Origin of the sequence: Selenihalanaerobacter shriftii, assembly GCF_900167185.1 — a bacterium.
Taxonomy (GTDB): domain Bacteria; phylum Bacillota; class Halanaerobiia; order Halobacteroidales; family Acetohalobiaceae; genus Selenihalanaerobacter; species Selenihalanaerobacter shriftii.
In genome coordinates, this window is record NZ_FUWM01000009.1 from 1 (window position 1) to 17,275 (window position 17,275).

Below are 17,275 nucleotides of genomic sequence, written 5' to 3' on the forward strand. Positions count from 1 at the left end.
CTAATTTAAATGAAGCTAGAGTGCAGACTGATGGCTATGGACTTAAAAACCATTTTTATCAATTAGTGAATTTAAATGAAGGAGAAAATGTCAACATAACAGTTAAATATGATCGTTCTAACACTGGACCATCTATTACTAGAACTAATAATCAAAATACAGACACAATTGCTAGTCAACAGCCTGTTAGTAATGAATCGAATTCTAATAATTCAATGTTATTAATTTTAGCAATTATTATTATTGGGATAATGGGCTATTTTATTTATAATATGATTAATGATGATTCAACTTCGACAAAGAATAAACATAGAAACAAGAAGAAAAATAATAAAAAATTAAGTCCAAGAGAAGAAAAGAAAAAAGCTAGAAACTTATTATTAGAAGGTAAGATAAGTGAAAAAACTTATCAAGATATTATAGATGATATAGAAGATTAAATTTTAAAGTAAATAAATTAAAGATTATCTAGGGGAGGTATTAGAATGTCAGAAGTTGGATCAGTTACCTTACTAATGTCATTACTATTTACAGTTTATACAATAATTGCTTATATTGTAGGTTTAATACAGAAGAATAAAAAATTAATAAAGAGTGCTCAAAATGGGGTTTTTACTAATGTCGTTTTGACTTCGGTTGCTTCAATTTCTTTGCTTTATGCATTAATTACTAGTGATTTTAGTATTGAGTATGTCGCTCATTATACTAATCGTGCTTTACCATTATTTTATAAAATTTCAGCTTTTTGGGCTGGAAATAGCGGTTCATTACTATTGTGGTTTTGGCTTCTTTCAATTTATGCCGCAATAATTGCTCTCTCTAACAAGCCTCAAGGAGCAAAGATGAGACCATATGCTAGTTTGATTATAATGGTGATTGGCTTATTCTTTGCAACATTACTGAACTTTGAAGCTAATCCTTTTACTGAGCTAGGATTTGTTCCTCAGGATGGGCAAGGATTAAATCCAATGCTGCAAAATGTCGGGATGGTAATTCACCCAGTAACATTATACTTAGGGTATGTAGGCTTTACAGTACCATTTGCGTATGCTATGGCAGCTTTATTCTTAAAGAAGACAGGTGCTATTTGGATTAAGTTAACCCGAAGATGGACATTGGTTGCTTGGCTATTCTTAAGTATCGGTATAATTTCTGGTGGTCAATGGGCTTATGTAGAGCTTGGCTGGGGAGGTTATTGGGCTTGGGATCCGGTAGAGAACGCTTCCTTATTACCATGGCTAACTAGTACAGCTTTTCTACATTCAGTAATGATTCAAGAACGTAAAGGAATGTTAAAGGTTTGGAATGTATTATTAATAATTATCACATTTGTTTTAACATTATTCGGAACTTTCCTAACTAGAAGTGGAATATTATCCTCTGTCCATGCCTTTGGTCAATCTGATGTTGGATTATATTTCTTGATCTTCATGGGAGTTGTTTTAGCAGGAGCTCTTAACTTGTTTGCTATAAATCGTAAAACACTTGAGAGTGAAAATGAATTTGAATCTATATTATCTAAAGAAAGTAGTTTCTTATTCAATAACCTATTATTGGTAGGAGCAGCATTTGCTACTTTTTGGGGAACAATTTATCCTATTATTTCCGAAGCAGTAAGAGGCGTTAAGATTACAGTTGGACCGCCATTTTTTAATGAAGTAATTGTGCCAATTGGAATCTTACTAGTTATCTTAACAGGAATTTGTCCTTTAATTGCTTGGCGTAAATCATCATTTGAAAATTTAAAGAAGAATTTCATGATTCCTTTTGTTGTAAGTATTATCTTTGCCCTAGGGCTTTATGTTATTTTAAATATTACAAGCTTATATCCACTATTAGCTACCACAGCTTGTATTTTTGTACTGATAACAATCATTCTAGAGTTTTATCGAGGAGTTAAGGTGAGGATGAAGATGACAGATGAAGGAGTTATGACTTCGTTATTCAGATTAATTAGTCGTAATCGACGGCGATATGGCGGTTATATAGTTCATTTAGCTGTGATTATTATGGTGATTGGAATTACAGGATCTAGTGCCTACCAAAAAGAGATGGAAGTTACAGTTAATAAAGGAGAAGTCATTGAATTTCATGATTATGATATTACATATAATGGCTTAGAAATTAATGAAGATCCCAACAAGACTACAGTTTATGCTGATTTAGATGTGAGAAGAAATGGAAAGCCCTATACTACCTTAAGGCCAGCAAAACAATATTTTAAAACATCAGAACAACCTGCTTCGGAAGTTGATTTTAAGAGTAGTATTAAAGAGGATTTATATTTGATTTTAGCTGGTTGGACAGATAGTGGTCAAAAAGCTATATTTAAAGTTGTTATTAATCCTTTAATCAGTTGGTTATTCTTTGGAGTAAATATTTTAATCATCGGTACCTTAATTGCAGTTTGGCCTGATAAGAGACAACGTTCTATTGAGTTGTTAAAGGAGATGCATAGAGATGGCTAAAAAGATGATTGCTACTTCGGTCTTAATAAGCATAATAGTCATTTTTACTTCAGGAATTAGTTATGCTTTAACAGTAAAAGAAGTAGGTAGTGAGCTAATGGTGATTAATCATGATATGTTAGTTTCAGTCTGTCCAAGTGAGACTGGTCAACAGATGAGAGACCAAATTTCTAAAATGATAGATAAAGGAATGACTAAAGAAGAGATTATTGATTCCTTTATTAAAGAATATGGTGAGAAAGTATACGCAGCACCAACTAAGGAAGGATTTAATCTAATTGTAGCGTGGATTTTACCCTTTTTAGTAATTTTAATTGGTGGATTATTCCTCTATTACTTTACTAAGAAATGGCAGACAGCTTATGAAGTAAATAATAATTCGAAGCAAGAATTGCAAATAAGTTCCGAAGAGCAGGAAGAATATGAAGAAAAATTAAATGATGAATTAAAGAAATACTTATAATCTAAGGAGGATATAACATGAGTTTAATAACTGGTATTGTTTTTGGGATCATGGGGCTTTATTTAATAGGATATCCTATAATAATGAGTGATGAGATTAATGAATTAGATTATGAAGAACGGTTATCCTCCTTAGAAGAGGATATCGAATTACAAAAAGAGGCTGTTTTTTCAGAATTAGGTGAAATAGAGTTAGATTATCAAATGAACAAGTTATCTGAAGAGGATTATCAAGAATTAAAGGGAAGATTACAGAAATTAGCTGTGGAAATATTACAGGAGGAAGAGAATAACTAAAGATTAAATACCTAAAGCTCTTTAGAGTATAAGAGTTTTAGGTATTTTCTTTTTTGGTTGCAGGAATTATAGTAACTATTAAGGTATTTATAAATAAGATGCATACAATTAATTATAAAGGAGGGGATATTATGAAAAGTAAGATAGCTGAAGCCATAAAATTAAATAATTCTCCGGTTGCTATATTATTAATAGATCAAAGACCAGACGATGCATTACAATTTAAAGAAGGAAAATGGGGTTGTGTTGTGGCAATGTTAAATAAAGCCACAGAAGGTTATACTGTTGTATTTGATGAAAAGACCTATGGATGTGAAGGTGGAGGAAAAGGTTTAGGCATTAAAGATTATGAAATGGGAGAGATTGAATACTTTCTTTCTACAGGTGAGGGAATAGATAGAGAAGGAGAATTTTACAAAAAGACTCCTGAGTATGCTAAAAGCTTTATTAAAAGCCTTCCTAATATTTCAGTTTCAAAAGAATACGTTGTTTTAAAGCCTTTAGACCAGATAACTGAAGATGAAACACCAGAGGGAATTATCTTTTTAGTAAATGCTGACCAACTTTCTGGATTAGTTTATCTTGCAAATTATGATAAACCTACAAAAGACAATGTAACAACATTTTTTGGAGCAGGTTGTCATAGTACAATATTAGAAGTCCTAGAACAAGGAAAAACAGAAGAACCAAAAGCGCTTATTGGTTTGACTGATCCTTCAGCTAGAAAATTTATTGATGAAGATATACTTTCTTTTAGTATTCCTTATGATCGATTTTTAGAAATGGAAAAACAAGTGGAAGAAAGCTTTTTAACTAAGAAGAATTGGGCTACAATTAAAAATAGAATCTAAAGAGTTTATGAGCATACCTTTAAAGGTATGCTTTTATTTTTGGGACTAATGTCATAATTAATTTGTGATTTTTGTCACTAATTTTACTAAAAAGCATCAGTAAAGAAGGTCATATTAAAATAATGTATAATTTTACATTAAATGGAAGATAATATAGTAAGGTGTGCTTTTAGACACGAGCCAAAATATATTAGAGATGAGGGGTAGGATGTGGAAGAATAAAAAACATGTAAAATTTTTTATTTTTATAAGTAATCTTATGCTAGGAGTTATCTATGGATTAGCATGTAATTATCTAATTATGCCTCATAATCAATTGGTCTATTTTATACTTACAGGTGCTTTTTTTGGACTGATTAACTATTTTGCATTTTATAAAATATTGGAAAAATATATTTCTTTGAAAAGGTATAATATAGAATTAAATCAAAAATTAAAGACTGATAAATTAACTGGATTATTTAATCGTAGGACATTTGAAAAAGATACTAAGATATTAAATAATAAATGTTACTCAATTATTTTTATTGATATAGATAATTTTAGAGAGTTTAATAATAAGTTTGGTCATAAAATAGGAGATTCTACTTTAAAAAAAGTTAGTCAGGCTATTCAGAATAGTGTAAGGGATGGCGATAAAGTATATAGATATGGTGGCGAAGAAATAGTAGTATTATTAAAAGATTGTAATAAAAAAAGAGCTTTAACTATCTCAGAGCGAATTAGATTGCAGATAAGTCAATTAGACAATTCTCCTTATTCTGAAATTACAGCATCGTTGGGAGTTGCTACTTATCCAGAAGACGGGAATCATATTCAGGATATTATTGAGGCTAGTGATATTGCCTTATTATCTGCTAAAGATAGGGGGAAAAATTGTACTATTCTTTATATGGGTTAGTAAAGTAGGAGGTGGAAAGGTTGGTTAGGAATTATCAATGTCCAAAGTGTGGGTCTAATTCCTATGAACGAGATGAAATTAGAGCTGCAGGTGGTGTTTTTTCCAAAATATTTGATGTTCAAAATAAGAAGTTTATAGCTGTAGTTTGCACAGATTGTGGATATACTGAGTTATATAAAAAAGGGAAAAGTAGTCTTTTAGGGAATATTTTTGATTTTTTCACTGGTTAATCTACTATATTTTGAAAACTGATTGGTAGTGAAAATATTGAGAAAACAGTAGACAGTATGACAGATATTAATGAAACTGTTAAAGCTGATAATAGTAATCAAATGATAAATGCAACTGCTGAAATTGAAGAGGTATCTTCCGAATTCACAGCTGCATCACAAAAATTACTAAGTATGGCACAGGAGTTACAGTGGGAAGTTAATCAATTTAAAAATTAGTAAAGAAAGAAGAAGGGAGCGGGACAGATTATTTCATCTTAGAAATTTGGTGTTGGAGTTTGTTAATAATTCTTTTCTCCAGTCTAGAGATATATGATTGAGAAATTCCCAAAATATCAGCTACTTCTTTTTGGGTCATTTCTTCTTTATCTTTACTTAACCCAAATCGTAAAATCATAATCTTTCTCTCCCTTTTTGTTAATACTTTCATAGCTTGTAATAATAATTCTCTATCCACATCTTCTTCTATATATTTGTAGATTAAATCAATGTCAGTACCGAGTACATCAGATAATTTTAATTCATTACCATCCCAATCTACATTTAGAGGTTTATCAAATGAAATTTCAAATTTCCTCTTATTATTACGACGTAAATACATTAAAATTTCATTTTCTATGCATCTAGAGGCATAAGTAGCTAACTTAATTTTCTTACTAACATCAAAGGTATTGACTGCTTTAATTAAACCTATGGTCCCAATGGAGACTAAATCTTCAAGATCTATTTTTGTATTTTCGAATTTGCGAGCTATATAAACCACTAATCTTAAGTTACGTTCAATTAATACACTACGTACTGCATCATCCCCATTTTCTAACTTAGAAAGTAAATAACTTTCTTCTTCAGTAGATAAAGGTGGCGGTAAAGCTTCATTACTTCCAATATAAGAGATATTTTTAGAGATACATATATCTAATCTCTGTAATAATTTAATAAATTGTAGTCTAAAGATTAATCTTCCTTTTTTAAATAATGATAACAAATATAACCCTCCTTTATGTAAATGATTATAAATCACCTATTAATGGTATTGATTACTAAAAATGGTTATATAATATGTATATTAAATTATAATCAAAAAATTACTATACTTACTATGTTATTACTAATTTAATAGAATAAATTTATTTAAGTCATAAGATAATATCTATAATGAGAATTCTATTCTAAAGTACTATATAATTTTGATTTTTACCCTAGTAATTTAAATTACTAGGGTTTGTCTAATTCTTGCATACTTTATTATTAAAAATGATATCAAAAGCAGGATAAATGAGTAATATTGATGAACAATATTATATATTATAATGAATAATAATATAATAGCAGGGAATATTTGATTTTCTCAAAGGGGAGAGAGATGTTTAAAGAAGAGAATATAGTAAATAAATTTATAGAATTAACTAAGATTGATAGTGAATCGGGACAAGAAAGGGCAATAGCAGATAAATTAAAGATGGAATTGCTTAATTTAGGTTTAGAAGTTAATGAAGATAATGTTGCAGATAAGATTCAAAATGATATTGAGGGTGATATTAAAGATAATACAGGTAATATAATTGCTAAATTAAAAGGTAGTGATCCAGAATTACCAACATTATTACTATCAGCTCATATGGATACTGTCAAACCTGGACAGGATGTAAAGCCAGTAATTGAAGATGGGACTATTTTTAGTGAAAGTGAAACTATATTAGGTGCAGATGATAAAGCAGGGATCACAATGATTTTAACGATTTTAAGAGAGTTAAAGCAAAGAAAATTGAGGTATGGAGATATTGAAGTAGTATTTACTGTCTGTGAAGAAGAAGGGTTACTAGGGTCTAGAAATTTAGCTGTTGATAAATTAAATGCTGATTACGGAATAGTTTATGATTCAGGTGAAGAAGTTGGTACTATTATCACAGAAGGCCCAGCTCAAACTGAAATAAAAATAATAGTTAAAGGGAAGGCTGCTCATGCTGGGAGGGAACCTTATAAAGGTATTGATGCTATTAAAATTGCAGGTACTGCCCTTGCTAAAGTGAATTTAGGCAAGATTGATGAAGAAACAACAGCTAATATAGGGATTATTAAAGGAGGAAAAGCTACTAATATAGTACCAGATGAAGTAGAATTAGTAGGAGAAGTTCGTAGTAGAGATGAAGTAAAATTAGAAAAACAGATACAACATATGATAGAAATCTTCAAAGACACAGCTAGAGAATATGGTGCAGAGGTAGAATTTGAAATTGAGCGATTATTTTCACCATTTAAACTTAATAAAGATCTTCCACTTATTCAGTTAGCTATTGATTCTGCTAAAGAATTAGATTTTACTCCTGAATTAATTACTACTAGAGCAGGTAGTGATGCAAATATTTTTAATGATTATGGTATTCCTACTTTTAACTTTGGTCTAGGTACTAATCATGGACATACACCTGATGAAAATATTCAAATAGAAAATTTTACAAAGATTATAAAATATTCTTTGAATATAATTGAAAATTTGAATTCTCTTTAAATAAAAATGACTCCATATTGGGGCCGTTTTTTTATTTAGAATGTAATTTTAGCTATAGCAGTAATTAATAAAGTCAGATTATTGTTCATTTTGTTAATAAAGTTATAATTCAATATATTAAGCAGGAGATAAGTAGTTATATGTAGTAATAATTGTATTAGATATAAATAGTTTCTAAATAAAATTAAATAAGAGCCTGGAGGGGAAATTTATGCTAAAAAATATGAACTTACGCAAAAAATTATTAAGTGTTTTAATCTTAATTTCAGTTATTCCAGTATTAATAGTCTCTGTCATTTTATATGGACAAGCTAAAGAAGGTATGGATGATACTGTAGAAATGAATATGGATCAAGCAATTAAAACTGTTGACTATTATTTCAAAGATAAGAAGGAACGAGCATTATCCTTAGCTAAAAAGTATGCTAAAGATGATATGCTTGTTTTTGAATTCAAAAATAAGAATCGTGATGTGCTAAACGCAAGAATTAAACCGATCTTTAAGAGTTTAAAAGAAGAAGGGATAACGGTTTTTGAATTTGAAGACCAAGATGGTATTGTTTTTACTAGAGGACATAATGTAGATAAGTATGGTGATGATAAAAGTGATAATCAAGCCATTAAGACAGCATTACAGGGAAAAGCAGTAAGTGGATTTGCACTTGGCAAGAGTGGATTAGCTGTTAGAGGCTTTGCTCCAATTAAGAATAGAGAAGACCAAGTTATAGGTGCTTTTCAGATTGGTTTTAATTTAAATGATGATATGTTAAAGGATATTAGTGATTTAATTTCTGGAAATATAGCTTTTTATAAAAAAGATAAGTTAATTCAAACATCTAGAGAAGAAGAGCAAGATAAAGTCGGAACTAATTTAGAAGATTCTTCAATATTTAAACAGATTAAGAATGGTAATGAACGGGTACAAGTTGCTAATCAGAATGGTGCTTTAGAAACTTTTCATCCGTTGTATGATCCATCAGGTAATGAAATTCAAGGGATGATTAGAATTAGTCAAAGTTTAAAATTCATGAATCAATTCCAACAACAAGTGCTTAAAGTAGCAATAATAAGTATAGTAGTCATTTTAATTTTAGTATTTTTATTTTCTAGCTTCTTTAGTAAGAAAATAACTGCTCCAATAATATCGGCTATGGAATTCATTACAGAGATTGCTAATGGAAATTTAAATGTAGAAAAACTTCAAGTAAAGACTAATGATGAAGTAGGTAATTTAATTGATTCACTTAATAAAATGCATCAGAAATTAAAAGAGATGATTGGTAGTTTAGTAGATACGACAGAAAATTTATCAGCACATAGTGAAGAACTTTCGGCTTCTGCCCAAGAAGGTAATGCTGTAATTGGGACCAGTATGCAGAATATCGAAGAGATGACTGCTAGTATTCAGCAAATTTCAGCTAGTAGTCAACAAGTGACTGGGATTGCACAGGAGGCTAATTCAAAAACTCAAGTTGGTAATGAAAAGGTTGCTAAAGCAGAAATGGGTATGAAACAAATTAATCAGAAGATAAAAACTACTGTAAGTACTATCAGTAGTCTAGATGATAAATCACAGGAGATAGGACAAATTGTAGAGTTAATAAATGATATAGCTGATCAAACTAATTTATTAGCTTTAAATGCAGCTATTGAAGCTGCTAGAGCTGGAGAACATGGACAAGGTTTTGCTGTAGTAGCAGAAGAAATTAGAGAGTTAGCTGAAGAAACCGCAAAAGCTACTAATGAGATTGCTAATTTAGTTAAAGAGACTCAGGAGAAATCAAGTAGTGGTTTAAAGGCAATTAAGCAAGTCGAAAATGAATCTAAAAAAGGTGAGGAAATTGCAATAGAAACAGGACAAATATTTACGAAAATAAAAAGTTCAATTGAAGACACTTCAGCGCATATTCAGCAGACTGCAGCATCTACTCAAGATTTAGCTAAAAATAGTGATGAAGTCATGGAAGCTTCAGAAGATATAGAGAATGTGGCTCAGGAAGTAGCAAATGCTTCTCAAGAGTTATCTGGAATGGCTCAAGAATTACAGAATTTAGTTGAAGAATTCAAACTGTAACTTACATTTCCTGGAAAATATTTTAAATCACATGATGATTTATTAATATTTTAAAGAAAGAGTTAGCAAGATATCTTGCTAACTCTTTTTAAATGTGCAAATAGATTCATATTAATTATTCAATCTCAAGGAATATATCTAACTTATTATCTTCAAGTTGTTGGGCTGTATTCCAACCTTGAATTCGGTACCTACCTGTTTCTATTTGTTGATTATTATTATTTTGTTGGTCCCAGATAGCCCGGTATACTACTGCTTCCTCAGGTTCTAAGGTAATTCTCTTAGTAACTTGAGCAAAAGAACGGTCTTGTGACCAAGTCCAGATTCTTCGTCCAGATTTTCTAGCGATGAATTCAAACCTTTGTCCTGAATTATAATTTAGGGCAATTGATGACCGACTAATATTAACCTTTACTAAGTTAAGCCTAATATTTTCACCTTGTTCATAACTTTCTTCATCTGTAAAGAGTATGATTAATAGGCCGTTTACTATTTCATAATCAAAGTTTTGTGTTGGTAAAACAGTTACATCTTCTTCAATAATATCCTCTCGGTCTTCAATAATTTCTTCCATATCTTCGTGATCTTCTACTGGAATAATTATTACTTGACCTACTTCTAAAACATTAATATTTTGTAGTTGGTTAGCCTCAACAATTTCTGCCACAGTAGTATTAAAACGACGAGCAATCTTATAGAGAGTGTCACCACGTTTAACTACATATTCCATTTTACAACCTCCTTCGCTTAATTATTTAAAACCTTCTTACTTTTATTCTATTCTAGACATTATTTTTAAGTGAAGGATTTCATTGAGATATTAGCCTTAATTTACTAAAAAAATCAAAAATAAATTTACAAAAAGTGAGATTTGTCACACCATGTCGAAAAATGATATGTTATCATGAGTATCGTGATGATCGTCACAAGGGATTTAAAATATTTTTTTGTAGAGGATAGTTCACATCTTCACAATACAATTATATAATTGAGAGGAGAGATATGGATGTTTACAAAAACTACTAATAAAGTTGCTATGGCAGCTAAAAAGAAAGTAGACTTTATGAATAATCAATTAATGAAATATTTTATTTTATCAGCTTTTGCTGGTGCTTTTGTAGGATTGGGAATTATGCTTATCTTTTCTGTGGGAGCGCCGTTAGTAGCTATTAATTCACCTTTTGTAAAACTAATCATGGGAAGCTCTTTTGGAGTTGCTTTAACCTTAGTCATCTTTGCTGGTTCCGAGCTATTTACTGGAAATAATTTAGTGATGACAATCGGCTGGTTATCTGGAGAGGTTAAATTTAAAGATGTATTAAAGTTATGGTTTTGGTGTTATTTAGGTAATTTAGCTGGCTCCATTGTAATTGCTTTATTAATTTTTAAGACTGGTTTAATAGCAGAAGGAACTGCTACAGGTGCTTTTATTGTAAAAGCTTCAGCTAGTAAGATGAATGCTCCTATTTATGAATTATTTTTTAGAGGGATTTTGTGTAATATGCTAGTTTGCTTAGCAGTTTGGATGAGTATTAAAGTTAAAAATGAGGTTTCAAAGCTGATCTTAATTTTTTGGTGTTTGCTAGCATTTATTGGTAGTGGATTTGAGCATAGTATTGCCAATATGAGTTTGTTGGCTATGGGCTTATTAACTCCACATTCTGAAGCAATTACTGTTATGGGATATATTAGAAATTTAATACCTGTTACTTTAGGTAATATGATTGGTGGAGGTTTACTAATTGGTGCTTTATATTGGTATGTGTCTAACAATCCTTTAAGTGCTAGTCAAAAGGCTAATCGAAATATTAAGAAAGCCGCTTAATATATAGAAAGGATAGGTGGAGAATATGTCATACAAATTAACTAAAGAAGAATTTAATAATCAATTACAGCAACTGACTGATGAATATAAAATTTATGCACCAACAATAAAAGAGGGAGAAGACACTTTTTCAGATACAGACTTACTAGTTTATGATGAGATTAAAGTTTTAAGTGATATTGAATTTAATAGTAAAACAAAGTTTTCTCCTAAAGAAATTGTTTTTCCTATTACTCAAACATTATTCTACTTTACTGAAGACGAATATAAAGAACCTAAAATAGATGATAAAGATATTCTTATTTTCTTAAGACCATGTGAAGTAAATAGTTTTGAACGTTTAGATAAGATATTCTTAGATAATGGTTCTGAAGAAGATATTTATTATAAGAGATTGAGAGAGAAAGTTAAATTTGTAGTTATGGAATGTACTGAAGGATTTGATTCTTGTTTCTGTGTAACAATGGATACGAATGAAACTGATAATTATTCTTTATTTTTACGAAAAGAAGCTGATCATATTTTATGTGAAGTTAAAGATGATGCATTAAATAACATCTTTATGGAGCAAGAGAGAGTAGGCTTTACTCCACAATTTATTCAAAAGAATAAACAAGAAGTTAAAATGCCTAAATTAGAAAAAATTAATCAAGATATTTTTACGTCGGAGATTTGGAAAGAATATAGTGGTAGATGTATAGCTTGTGGTCGTTGCAATACTGTCTGTCCAACTTGTAGTTGCTGGACGATGCAAGATATTATTTATCGTGATAATGAAAATGCCGGAGAGAGAAGAAGAGTATGGGTAGGATGCCATATTGATGGTTATACTGAAATGGCTGGAGGACATCGTTTTAGAGAAGAATACGGTGATCGAATGAGATTTAAGACACTTCACAAAATTTATGACTTTCGTAAACGATTTGGAATTAATATGTGTGTAGGATGTGGACGTTGTGAAGAGGTTTGTCCAAAATATATTTCATTTCTAGAAGCAATTAAGAAGTTAAATCAAGCTATTGAGGAGGGAGTTTAAATGAGTAATAATCCTTATTTACCTGAACATGCAGAGGTTATAGATATCATTCAAGAAACAGATGTTGAATATACTTTTCGGTTAGACACAGAATTAGAACCTACTTTTGGACAATTCTTAGAAGTTTCTATTCCTGGTTATGGAGAAGCTCCAATTTCTGTTAGTGATTTTGGAGATGGGTGGTTAGATTTAACTATTAGACGAGTTGGAAAATTAACTGATAAAATTCATGAATTAAAGATTGGAGACCATCTTGGAATCCGAGGGCCTTATGGAAATGGTTTTCCTATAGATAAGTTTAAAAATAAAGATTTAGTAATTGCTGCAGGTGGAACGGGGTTAGCTCCAGTACGAAGTATGATTAATTATTTTTATAATAACTTAGATGATTTAAAACAATTTAACTTATTAACAGGATTTAAGAATTCTGAAAGTATTCTATTTAAAAGAGATATCGATAACTGGAAAGAATCTATTGATTTATTAATTACAGTTGATGAAGGCACTGAGAAATGGGAAGGGAATACAGGTTTAATTACAGAATATGTACCTCAAATTGAAATATCAGCAGTTTCAGATATGGAGGTAGTAGTGGTTGGTCCACCAATAATGATGAAGTATACAGTAAAGGAATTTAAAAAACTTGGTATTCCAGAAGAGCAAATTTGGGTTTCTTATGAAAGAAAGATGCATTGTGGATTAGGAAAATGTGGTCATTGTAAGATAGATGACACTTATATTTGTTTAGAAGGACCGGTATTTAACTATAGTGAAGCAAAAGAATTAATAGACTAAGGAGGGAAAGATTATGTCGCTAAATGTTAAAGAATTTAAAAAGAATGCATATAGGATTACTAAACAACGAGGAATTACAGCATTAAGAGTTAGAGTTCCTGGTGGTCATTTAGAAGCTAAATATCTTTCTATTCTTCAAAAGGTTGCTGAGGAATATGGAAATGGAGATATTCATATTACAACTCGACAAGGATTTGAGATTTTAGGGATTCCTATGGATAAAGTTCAAGAAGTTAATAAGGAAATTGCTCCAATTTTAGAAGGAATGGAAGAAGCTATTGGAGTTGAAATTGGTAACCCTGAGGATGGATATCCTGCTGCTGGTACACGTAATGTGTCGGCTTGTATAGGAAATAGAGTCTGTCGAATTGCTAATTATGATACTACTAGATTAGCTCAGCGAATTGAACGAAATATATTTCCTAATGATTATCATGTGAAAATTGCTTTAACCGGGTGTCCAAATGATTGTATTAAGGCTCATATGCAGGACTTTGGAATTGTAGGTATGGCTAAACCAGAGTATGATGCTTATCGTTGTATCAGTTGTGGAGCTTGTGTGGATAAGTGTCAAAAAACTGCAACCGGTGCTTTGCATTTTGAAAATTATAAAGTAATTAGAGATGAGACGAAGTGTATTGGATGTGGAGGATGTATTAATGATTGTCCTACTAACGCTTGGAAACGAGATACAAGTAAAAATTATTATAAATTATTAATTATGGGTAGAACAGGAAAAAGAAATCCTCGTTTAGCTAAACCATTTTTAGAATGGGTAACAGAAGATGCTATTATTGATGTTATTAATAACACTTATAACTATATTGATAGATATATTGATCGCAGTCTATCGAAAGAACATGTTGGCTATATTGTTGACCGTACTGGTTTTAATGTCTTTAAAGAAGAAGTATTAGAAGGAGTAGATTTAAACCCAGAATGTAAAGTAGCTCAATATATTGATTTTGGAGGATATAAGACTAATAGAAATGTTCATTTTAATCAAGTAGGTGAATAGTAGAGAATGAGAAAAGCTCGAGGCAATCTGTTCTCGAGCTTTTTAAGTTTTATAATTAAATGTCAATTATATCATCATCTAATTCTTCATCATTCGTCTCTTCTTTCTTCCAAGTTTTATATTTAGAAACTTCACTGCTAAGTTGATTTAAGACTAAAGTAAAAGCAGCAGCATCATCAGTAAAGCCAATTATAGGAATAAAGTCTGGGATTATATCGGTTGGTAAGACTAGGTAAGCTAAACAGGCAATAATTAATCCTAAATGTTCATCTGCAATATAGTAATCACGATTTGAATGATCTTTTAACATAGAAACTAAAATTCGTACTTGATCTAAAAATTCAATTTTTTCACTCTGTTTTTGTAAAAAATTCTCTACCTTATTTAGAATTTTAGTAATACTATCATGTCCGGTTCCCCATTTATTTGTTAACTTTCCTAGAAATTTAAATATTTGAGCTTCTGTGAATTTAGCCATATTACTAGACTCCTTTCTATGCTAATTAGTTATATACTATCATATTTCAATTTATAGTATAAGATATCCTGCAAAATCATCGTGTATCTAGATTGATTATGTTGTATATATTAGTTTTATTTTTCTTTTGTATTAAAAAAGGATATTTATATCATAATGTCTAATATTGAATTGTAAAGTTGATAACATATATTATTATTAGTTTATACTTTTAATAAGAGGAGTTGAAAATATAGATTGAAGATAAAGAGTGAAGTGAAATTTTTCATTATATATATATTGGTTGGTTTTAGTTGGATTCTATTTTCTGATAAATTAATAAATCGTTTGCTAGTAAATCAAATATTTATTGGTCAATTACAAACGATTAAAGGTATGATTTATGTTTTAATTAATGGTGTAATAGGGTATTTATTTATTCGTAGAATTTTAGAAAAAGTTAAAAGAAATAAAGAAAAGATTAAAGAGAAAAATAAAGCACTTGAAGACAATTATTTAAAAATTCAATCATTAAATAGAAAGTTAATTAGAAGTAAAGAAAAATATCAAAAAATCTATAATAATGCCCCCTTAGCATTTATTATTTGGGATAATAATTTTGAAATTACTGATTGGAATAAGTATGCAGAGAAGATTTTTGGTTGGAGTAAAGAAGAGATGGTTGGAAAGAATATATTAAAACATTTAGTTTTAAATCCTAATATTGAAGATATGGATAAAATTACAGATGACACATTAAAGTATATTAATATAGCAAATATAAATAAGAATTTCACAAAAAAGCGTGGTATAATTACTTGTGAATGGTATAATCAACCTTTATATGATACGAATGGTGATATTTTTAAAGTCATTTCTTTGGCTAAAGATATTACTAATGAAAAGAGATTAGAGCAAAGATTGAAAGAGCAAGAACAGATGTATCGAACTTTATTTGAAAATACAAGTACATCTACTATGATTCTTAATAGGTCAGGTACAATTGAACTTGTTAATAACAAGCTAGTTGAAATGTCTGGCTATTCTAAAGAAGAGTTAGTCGGTAAAGGTTATGAAGACTTTCTAGCAAGTGAAGATGGTTTAGAATCAGTAAAAGAATGTCGTCTCCAAAGCAAGAGCGCAACTAAAAAAGTCCCCAATAAATATGAAATTAAAATTCTTGATAACTGGGAACAGATAAGAAGCATATTAGTTCAAGTAAACATTATACCTGACACAGGAAAGATAATTGTATCTTTTATTGATATTACTAAACGTAAGAAGAAAGAAGAAAAAATTAAGAATATGAGTTATCGTGATCCTTTAACAGGTTTATATAATAGAAAATATTATGATGAGAAATTAGAAAGATTAGATACTCAACGGGAACTTCCTTTAAGTATAATTATAGGTGATGCTAACAGATTAAAGCTTACTAATGATATTCTTGGTCATAAAACAGGAGATAATTTATTAAAAAAAATAGCAAAAATACTTAAAGAATCTACTAGAAAATGTGATATAATAGCCCGATGGGGCGGTGATGAATTTGGCATTATATTACCGCAAACTAGTAAAGTAGAAGCTCAGGAAGTTATTAAAAGAATTAAAGAAAAGGTTAAGAATGAAAACCTTAGTTTTGTTCCGTTACAAATTGGGTTAGGTTGTGCTACTAAAGTAGATATTGATCAATATATTGAAGAAGTATTTGAAGAAGCCGAAGAAGAGATGTATCAAGATAAGCAGGTTCAAAAGAATAATTCAGATAGTCAATTATTAAAGATGTTAATTAATAAATTGGAAAGTACAGATTATAAAGCAGTAGGTCATACTCCACAAATAGTAAGTTTAGCTCAAATAATGGGAGAGAGATTAGATCTAGAAAATCATAAATTAAAACAATTATCATTATTAGCTAAATTTCATGACATAGGTAAATTAATTAATTCTGATGGAATATCAGATGATAATGTAGAAATTGCCTATGATTTTAAAGAACATACTGAGACAAGTTATGATATACTTACTAGCTTTCAAGAATTAAGGCCGATTGCTAGTTATATTTTTTATAATTATGAACACTGGGATGGAAGTGGATTTCCTAAAGGGTTAAAACATAAGGAGATTCCTTTAATATCTAGAATTATACATATTATAGATGCGTTTGACACAATGACTCATGAGGTAGAGTATCCAATAGATATAGAAAGATATTCTCAAGAAGCTATTTCTGAAGAAGAAGCTATAGTAAAAATTGAAAACCTTTCCGGGAGTATATTTGATCCGAATCTTGTAGATGTTTTTGTTGAGATAGTAAAGTAATTATTAAATCTGTCAAATAGAATAATTATT

The 17,275-nt window shown here is 30.0% G+C and carries 18 protein-coding genes; 15 read left to right on the forward strand and 3 right to left on the reverse strand.

The genetic code is table 11. From position 1 onward, the window contains the following. From B5D41_RS14070 to B5D41_RS14075, 8 genes are all read left to right on the forward strand, one after another. The coding region (locus tag B5D41_RS14070; RefSeq protein ID WP_159442899.1) for a hypothetical protein at positions 1–440 on the forward strand (440 nt) is incomplete at its 5' end. Between the two features lie 45 nt (positions 441–485). Next, the gene (locus B5D41_RS05835) at positions 486–2,468 is read left to right on the forward strand and encodes a heme lyase CcmF/NrfE family subunit (RefSeq protein ID WP_078809685.1); all 1,983 of its coding nucleotides are present in this window, start codon (positions 486–488) and stop codon (positions 2,466–2,468) included. Next, positions 2,461–2,931 carry a cytochrome c-type biogenesis protein gene (locus tag B5D41_RS05840; protein ID WP_078809686.1) on the forward strand — a complete coding sequence of 157 codons (471 nt, stop codon included), beginning with the start codon at positions 2,461–2,463 and terminating at the stop codon, positions 2,929–2,931. The genes B5D41_RS05835 and B5D41_RS05840 overlap by 8 nt, the downstream gene beginning before the upstream one ends. Positions 2,932–2,948: 17 nt before the next feature. Further along, positions 2,949–3,227 (forward strand): hypothetical protein, encoded by a 279-nt coding sequence (locus B5D41_RS05845; protein WP_078809687.1) that lies wholly within the window; start codon positions 2,949–2,951, stop codon positions 3,225–3,227. Positions 3,228–3,358: 131 nt separating this feature from the next. After that, positions 3,359–4,078, forward strand: a complete 720-nt coding sequence (locus tag B5D41_RS05850) for a DUF169 domain-containing protein (protein WP_078809688.1) — start codon at positions 3,359–3,361, stop codon at positions 4,076–4,078. 208 nt (positions 4,079–4,286) lie between these two features. Beyond that, a complete protein-coding gene (locus B5D41_RS05855; protein WP_078809689.1) occupies positions 4,287–4,979 on the forward strand; it encodes a GGDEF domain-containing protein in 693 nt (230 codons plus the stop codon). Positions 4,980–4,999: 20 nt separating this feature from the next. Then, the gene (locus B5D41_RS05860) at positions 5,000–5,209 is read left to right on the forward strand and encodes a zinc ribbon domain-containing protein (RefSeq protein ID WP_268794136.1); all 210 of its coding nucleotides are present in this window, start codon (positions 5,000–5,002) and stop codon (positions 5,207–5,209) included. A 57-nt stretch (positions 5,210–5,266) separates the two neighbouring features. Next, complete coding sequence (locus tag B5D41_RS14075) at positions 5,267–5,428, forward strand: hypothetical protein (protein ID WP_159442900.1); 162 nt, start codon at positions 5,267–5,269, stop codon at positions 5,426–5,428. A gap of 28 nt (positions 5,429–5,456) precedes the next feature. Here B5D41_RS14075 and sigE read toward each other — a convergent pair whose 3' ends face one another. Next, positions 5,457–6,194, reverse strand: a complete 738-nt coding sequence (sigE, locus tag B5D41_RS05865) for an RNA polymerase sporulation sigma factor SigE (RefSeq protein ID WP_078809691.1) — start codon at positions 6,192–6,194, stop codon at positions 5,457–5,459. A 378-nt stretch (positions 6,195–6,572) separates the two neighbouring features. On the opposite strand from sigE, the gene B5D41_RS05870 reads away from it, so the two are divergent. Together B5D41_RS05870 and B5D41_RS05875 are read left to right on the forward strand one after the other, a co-directional pair. Then, entirely contained in the window at positions 6,573–7,718 is a 1,146-nt protein-coding gene (locus B5D41_RS05870; protein ID WP_078809692.1) for a M20/M25/M40 family metallo-hydrolase, read from the forward strand. A 211-nt stretch (positions 7,719–7,929) separates the two neighbouring features. After that, complete coding sequence (locus tag B5D41_RS05875; protein ID WP_078809693.1) at positions 7,930–9,792, forward strand: methyl-accepting chemotaxis protein; 1,863 nt, start codon at positions 7,930–7,932, stop codon at positions 9,790–9,792. Between the two features lie 115 nt (positions 9,793–9,907). Here the strand turns inward: B5D41_RS05875 and B5D41_RS05880 are convergent, their stop codons facing one another. Next, positions 9,908–10,522, reverse strand: coding sequence for a BsuPI-related putative proteinase inhibitor (locus B5D41_RS05880; RefSeq protein ID WP_078809694.1), 615 nt, complete (start codon positions 10,520–10,522; stop codon positions 9,908–9,910). A gap of 276 nt (positions 10,523–10,798) precedes the next feature. Here B5D41_RS05880 and B5D41_RS05885 point away from each other — a divergent pair, with 276 nt between their 5' ends. The 4 genes from B5D41_RS05885 to asrC are packed head-to-tail and all read left to right on the forward strand — an operon-like array spanning position 10,799 to position 14,466. Next, positions 10,799–11,617, forward strand: coding sequence for a formate/nitrite transporter family protein (locus tag B5D41_RS05885; protein WP_078809695.1), 819 nt, complete (start codon positions 10,799–10,801; stop codon positions 11,615–11,617). Positions 11,618–11,642: 25 nt separating this feature from the next. Continuing rightward, positions 11,643–12,653 (forward strand): anaerobic sulfite reductase subunit AsrA, encoded by a 1,011-nt coding sequence (asrA, locus tag B5D41_RS05890; protein WP_078809696.1) that lies wholly within the window; start codon positions 11,643–11,645, stop codon positions 12,651–12,653. Continuing rightward, positions 12,654–13,448: an anaerobic sulfite reductase subunit AsrB gene (gene asrB, locus B5D41_RS05895; protein WP_078809697.1), complete on the forward strand. Its 795-nt coding sequence runs from the start codon at positions 12,654–12,656 to the stop codon at positions 13,446–13,448. 13 nt (positions 13,449–13,461) lie between these two features. Next, on the forward strand, positions 13,462–14,466 hold the full coding sequence (gene asrC / locus B5D41_RS05900) for a sulfite reductase subunit C (protein ID WP_078809698.1): 1,005 nt from the start codon (positions 13,462–13,464) through the stop codon (positions 14,464–14,466). 55 nt (positions 14,467–14,521) lie between these two features. Here asrC and B5D41_RS05905 read toward each other — a convergent pair whose 3' ends face one another. Further along, a complete protein-coding gene (locus B5D41_RS05905; RefSeq protein ID WP_078809699.1) occupies positions 14,522–14,944 on the reverse strand; it encodes a DUF1232 domain-containing protein in 423 nt (140 codons plus the stop codon). 237 nt (positions 14,945–15,181) lie between these two features. Here B5D41_RS05905 and B5D41_RS05910 point away from each other — a divergent pair, with 237 nt between their 5' ends. Continuing rightward, entirely contained in the window at positions 15,182–17,245 is a 2,064-nt protein-coding gene (locus tag B5D41_RS05910; RefSeq protein WP_078809700.1) for a sensor domain-containing diguanylate cyclase/phosphohydrolase, read from the forward strand. The last annotated feature ends 30 nt before the right edge of the window (positions 17,246–17,275 follow it).

Excerpts from the sequence above, each read along its gene's own strand:
- B5D41_RS05835 (WP_078809685.1), top strand. The coding sequence starts at position 486 with ATGTCAGAAGTTGGATCAGTTACCTTACTAATGTCATTACTATTTACA.
- B5D41_RS05840 (WP_078809686.1), top strand. The coding sequence starts at position 2,461 with ATGGCTAAAAAGATGATTGCTACTTCGGTCTTAATAAGCATAATAGTC.
- B5D41_RS05845 (WP_078809687.1), top strand. The coding sequence starts at position 2,949 with ATGAGTTTAATAACTGGTATTGTTTTTGGGATCATGGGGCTTTATTTA.
- B5D41_RS05850 (WP_078809688.1), top strand. The coding sequence starts at position 3,359 with ATGAAAAGTAAGATAGCTGAAGCCATAAAATTAAATAATTCTCCGGTT.
- B5D41_RS05855 (WP_078809689.1), top strand. The coding sequence starts at position 4,287 with ATGTGGAAGAATAAAAAACATGTAAAATTTTTTATTTTTATAAGTAAT.
- B5D41_RS14075 (WP_159442900.1), top strand. The coding sequence starts at position 5,267 with ATGACAGATATTAATGAAACTGTTAAAGCTGATAATAGTAATCAAATG.
- B5D41_RS05870 (WP_078809692.1), top strand. The coding sequence starts at position 6,573 with ATGTTTAAAGAAGAGAATATAGTAAATAAATTTATAGAATTAACTAAG.
- B5D41_RS05875 (WP_078809693.1), top strand. The coding sequence starts at position 7,930 with ATGCTAAAAAATATGAACTTACGCAAAAAATTATTAAGTGTTTTAATC.
- B5D41_RS05880 (WP_078809694.1), bottom strand. The coding sequence starts at position 10,522 with ATGGAATATGTAGTTAAACGTGGTGACACTCTCTATAAGATTGCTCGT.
- B5D41_RS05885 (WP_078809695.1), top strand. The coding sequence starts at position 10,799 with ATGTTTACAAAAACTACTAATAAAGTTGCTATGGCAGCTAAAAAGAAA.
- asrA (WP_078809696.1), top strand. The coding sequence starts at position 11,643 with ATGTCATACAAATTAACTAAAGAAGAATTTAATAATCAATTACAGCAA.
- asrB (WP_078809697.1), top strand. The coding sequence starts at position 12,654 with ATGAGTAATAATCCTTATTTACCTGAACATGCAGAGGTTATAGATATC.
- asrC (WP_078809698.1), top strand. The coding sequence starts at position 13,462 with ATGTCGCTAAATGTTAAAGAATTTAAAAAGAATGCATATAGGATTACT.
- B5D41_RS05905 (WP_078809699.1), bottom strand. The coding sequence starts at position 14,944 with ATGGCTAAATTCACAGAAGCTCAAATATTTAAATTTCTAGGAAAGTTA.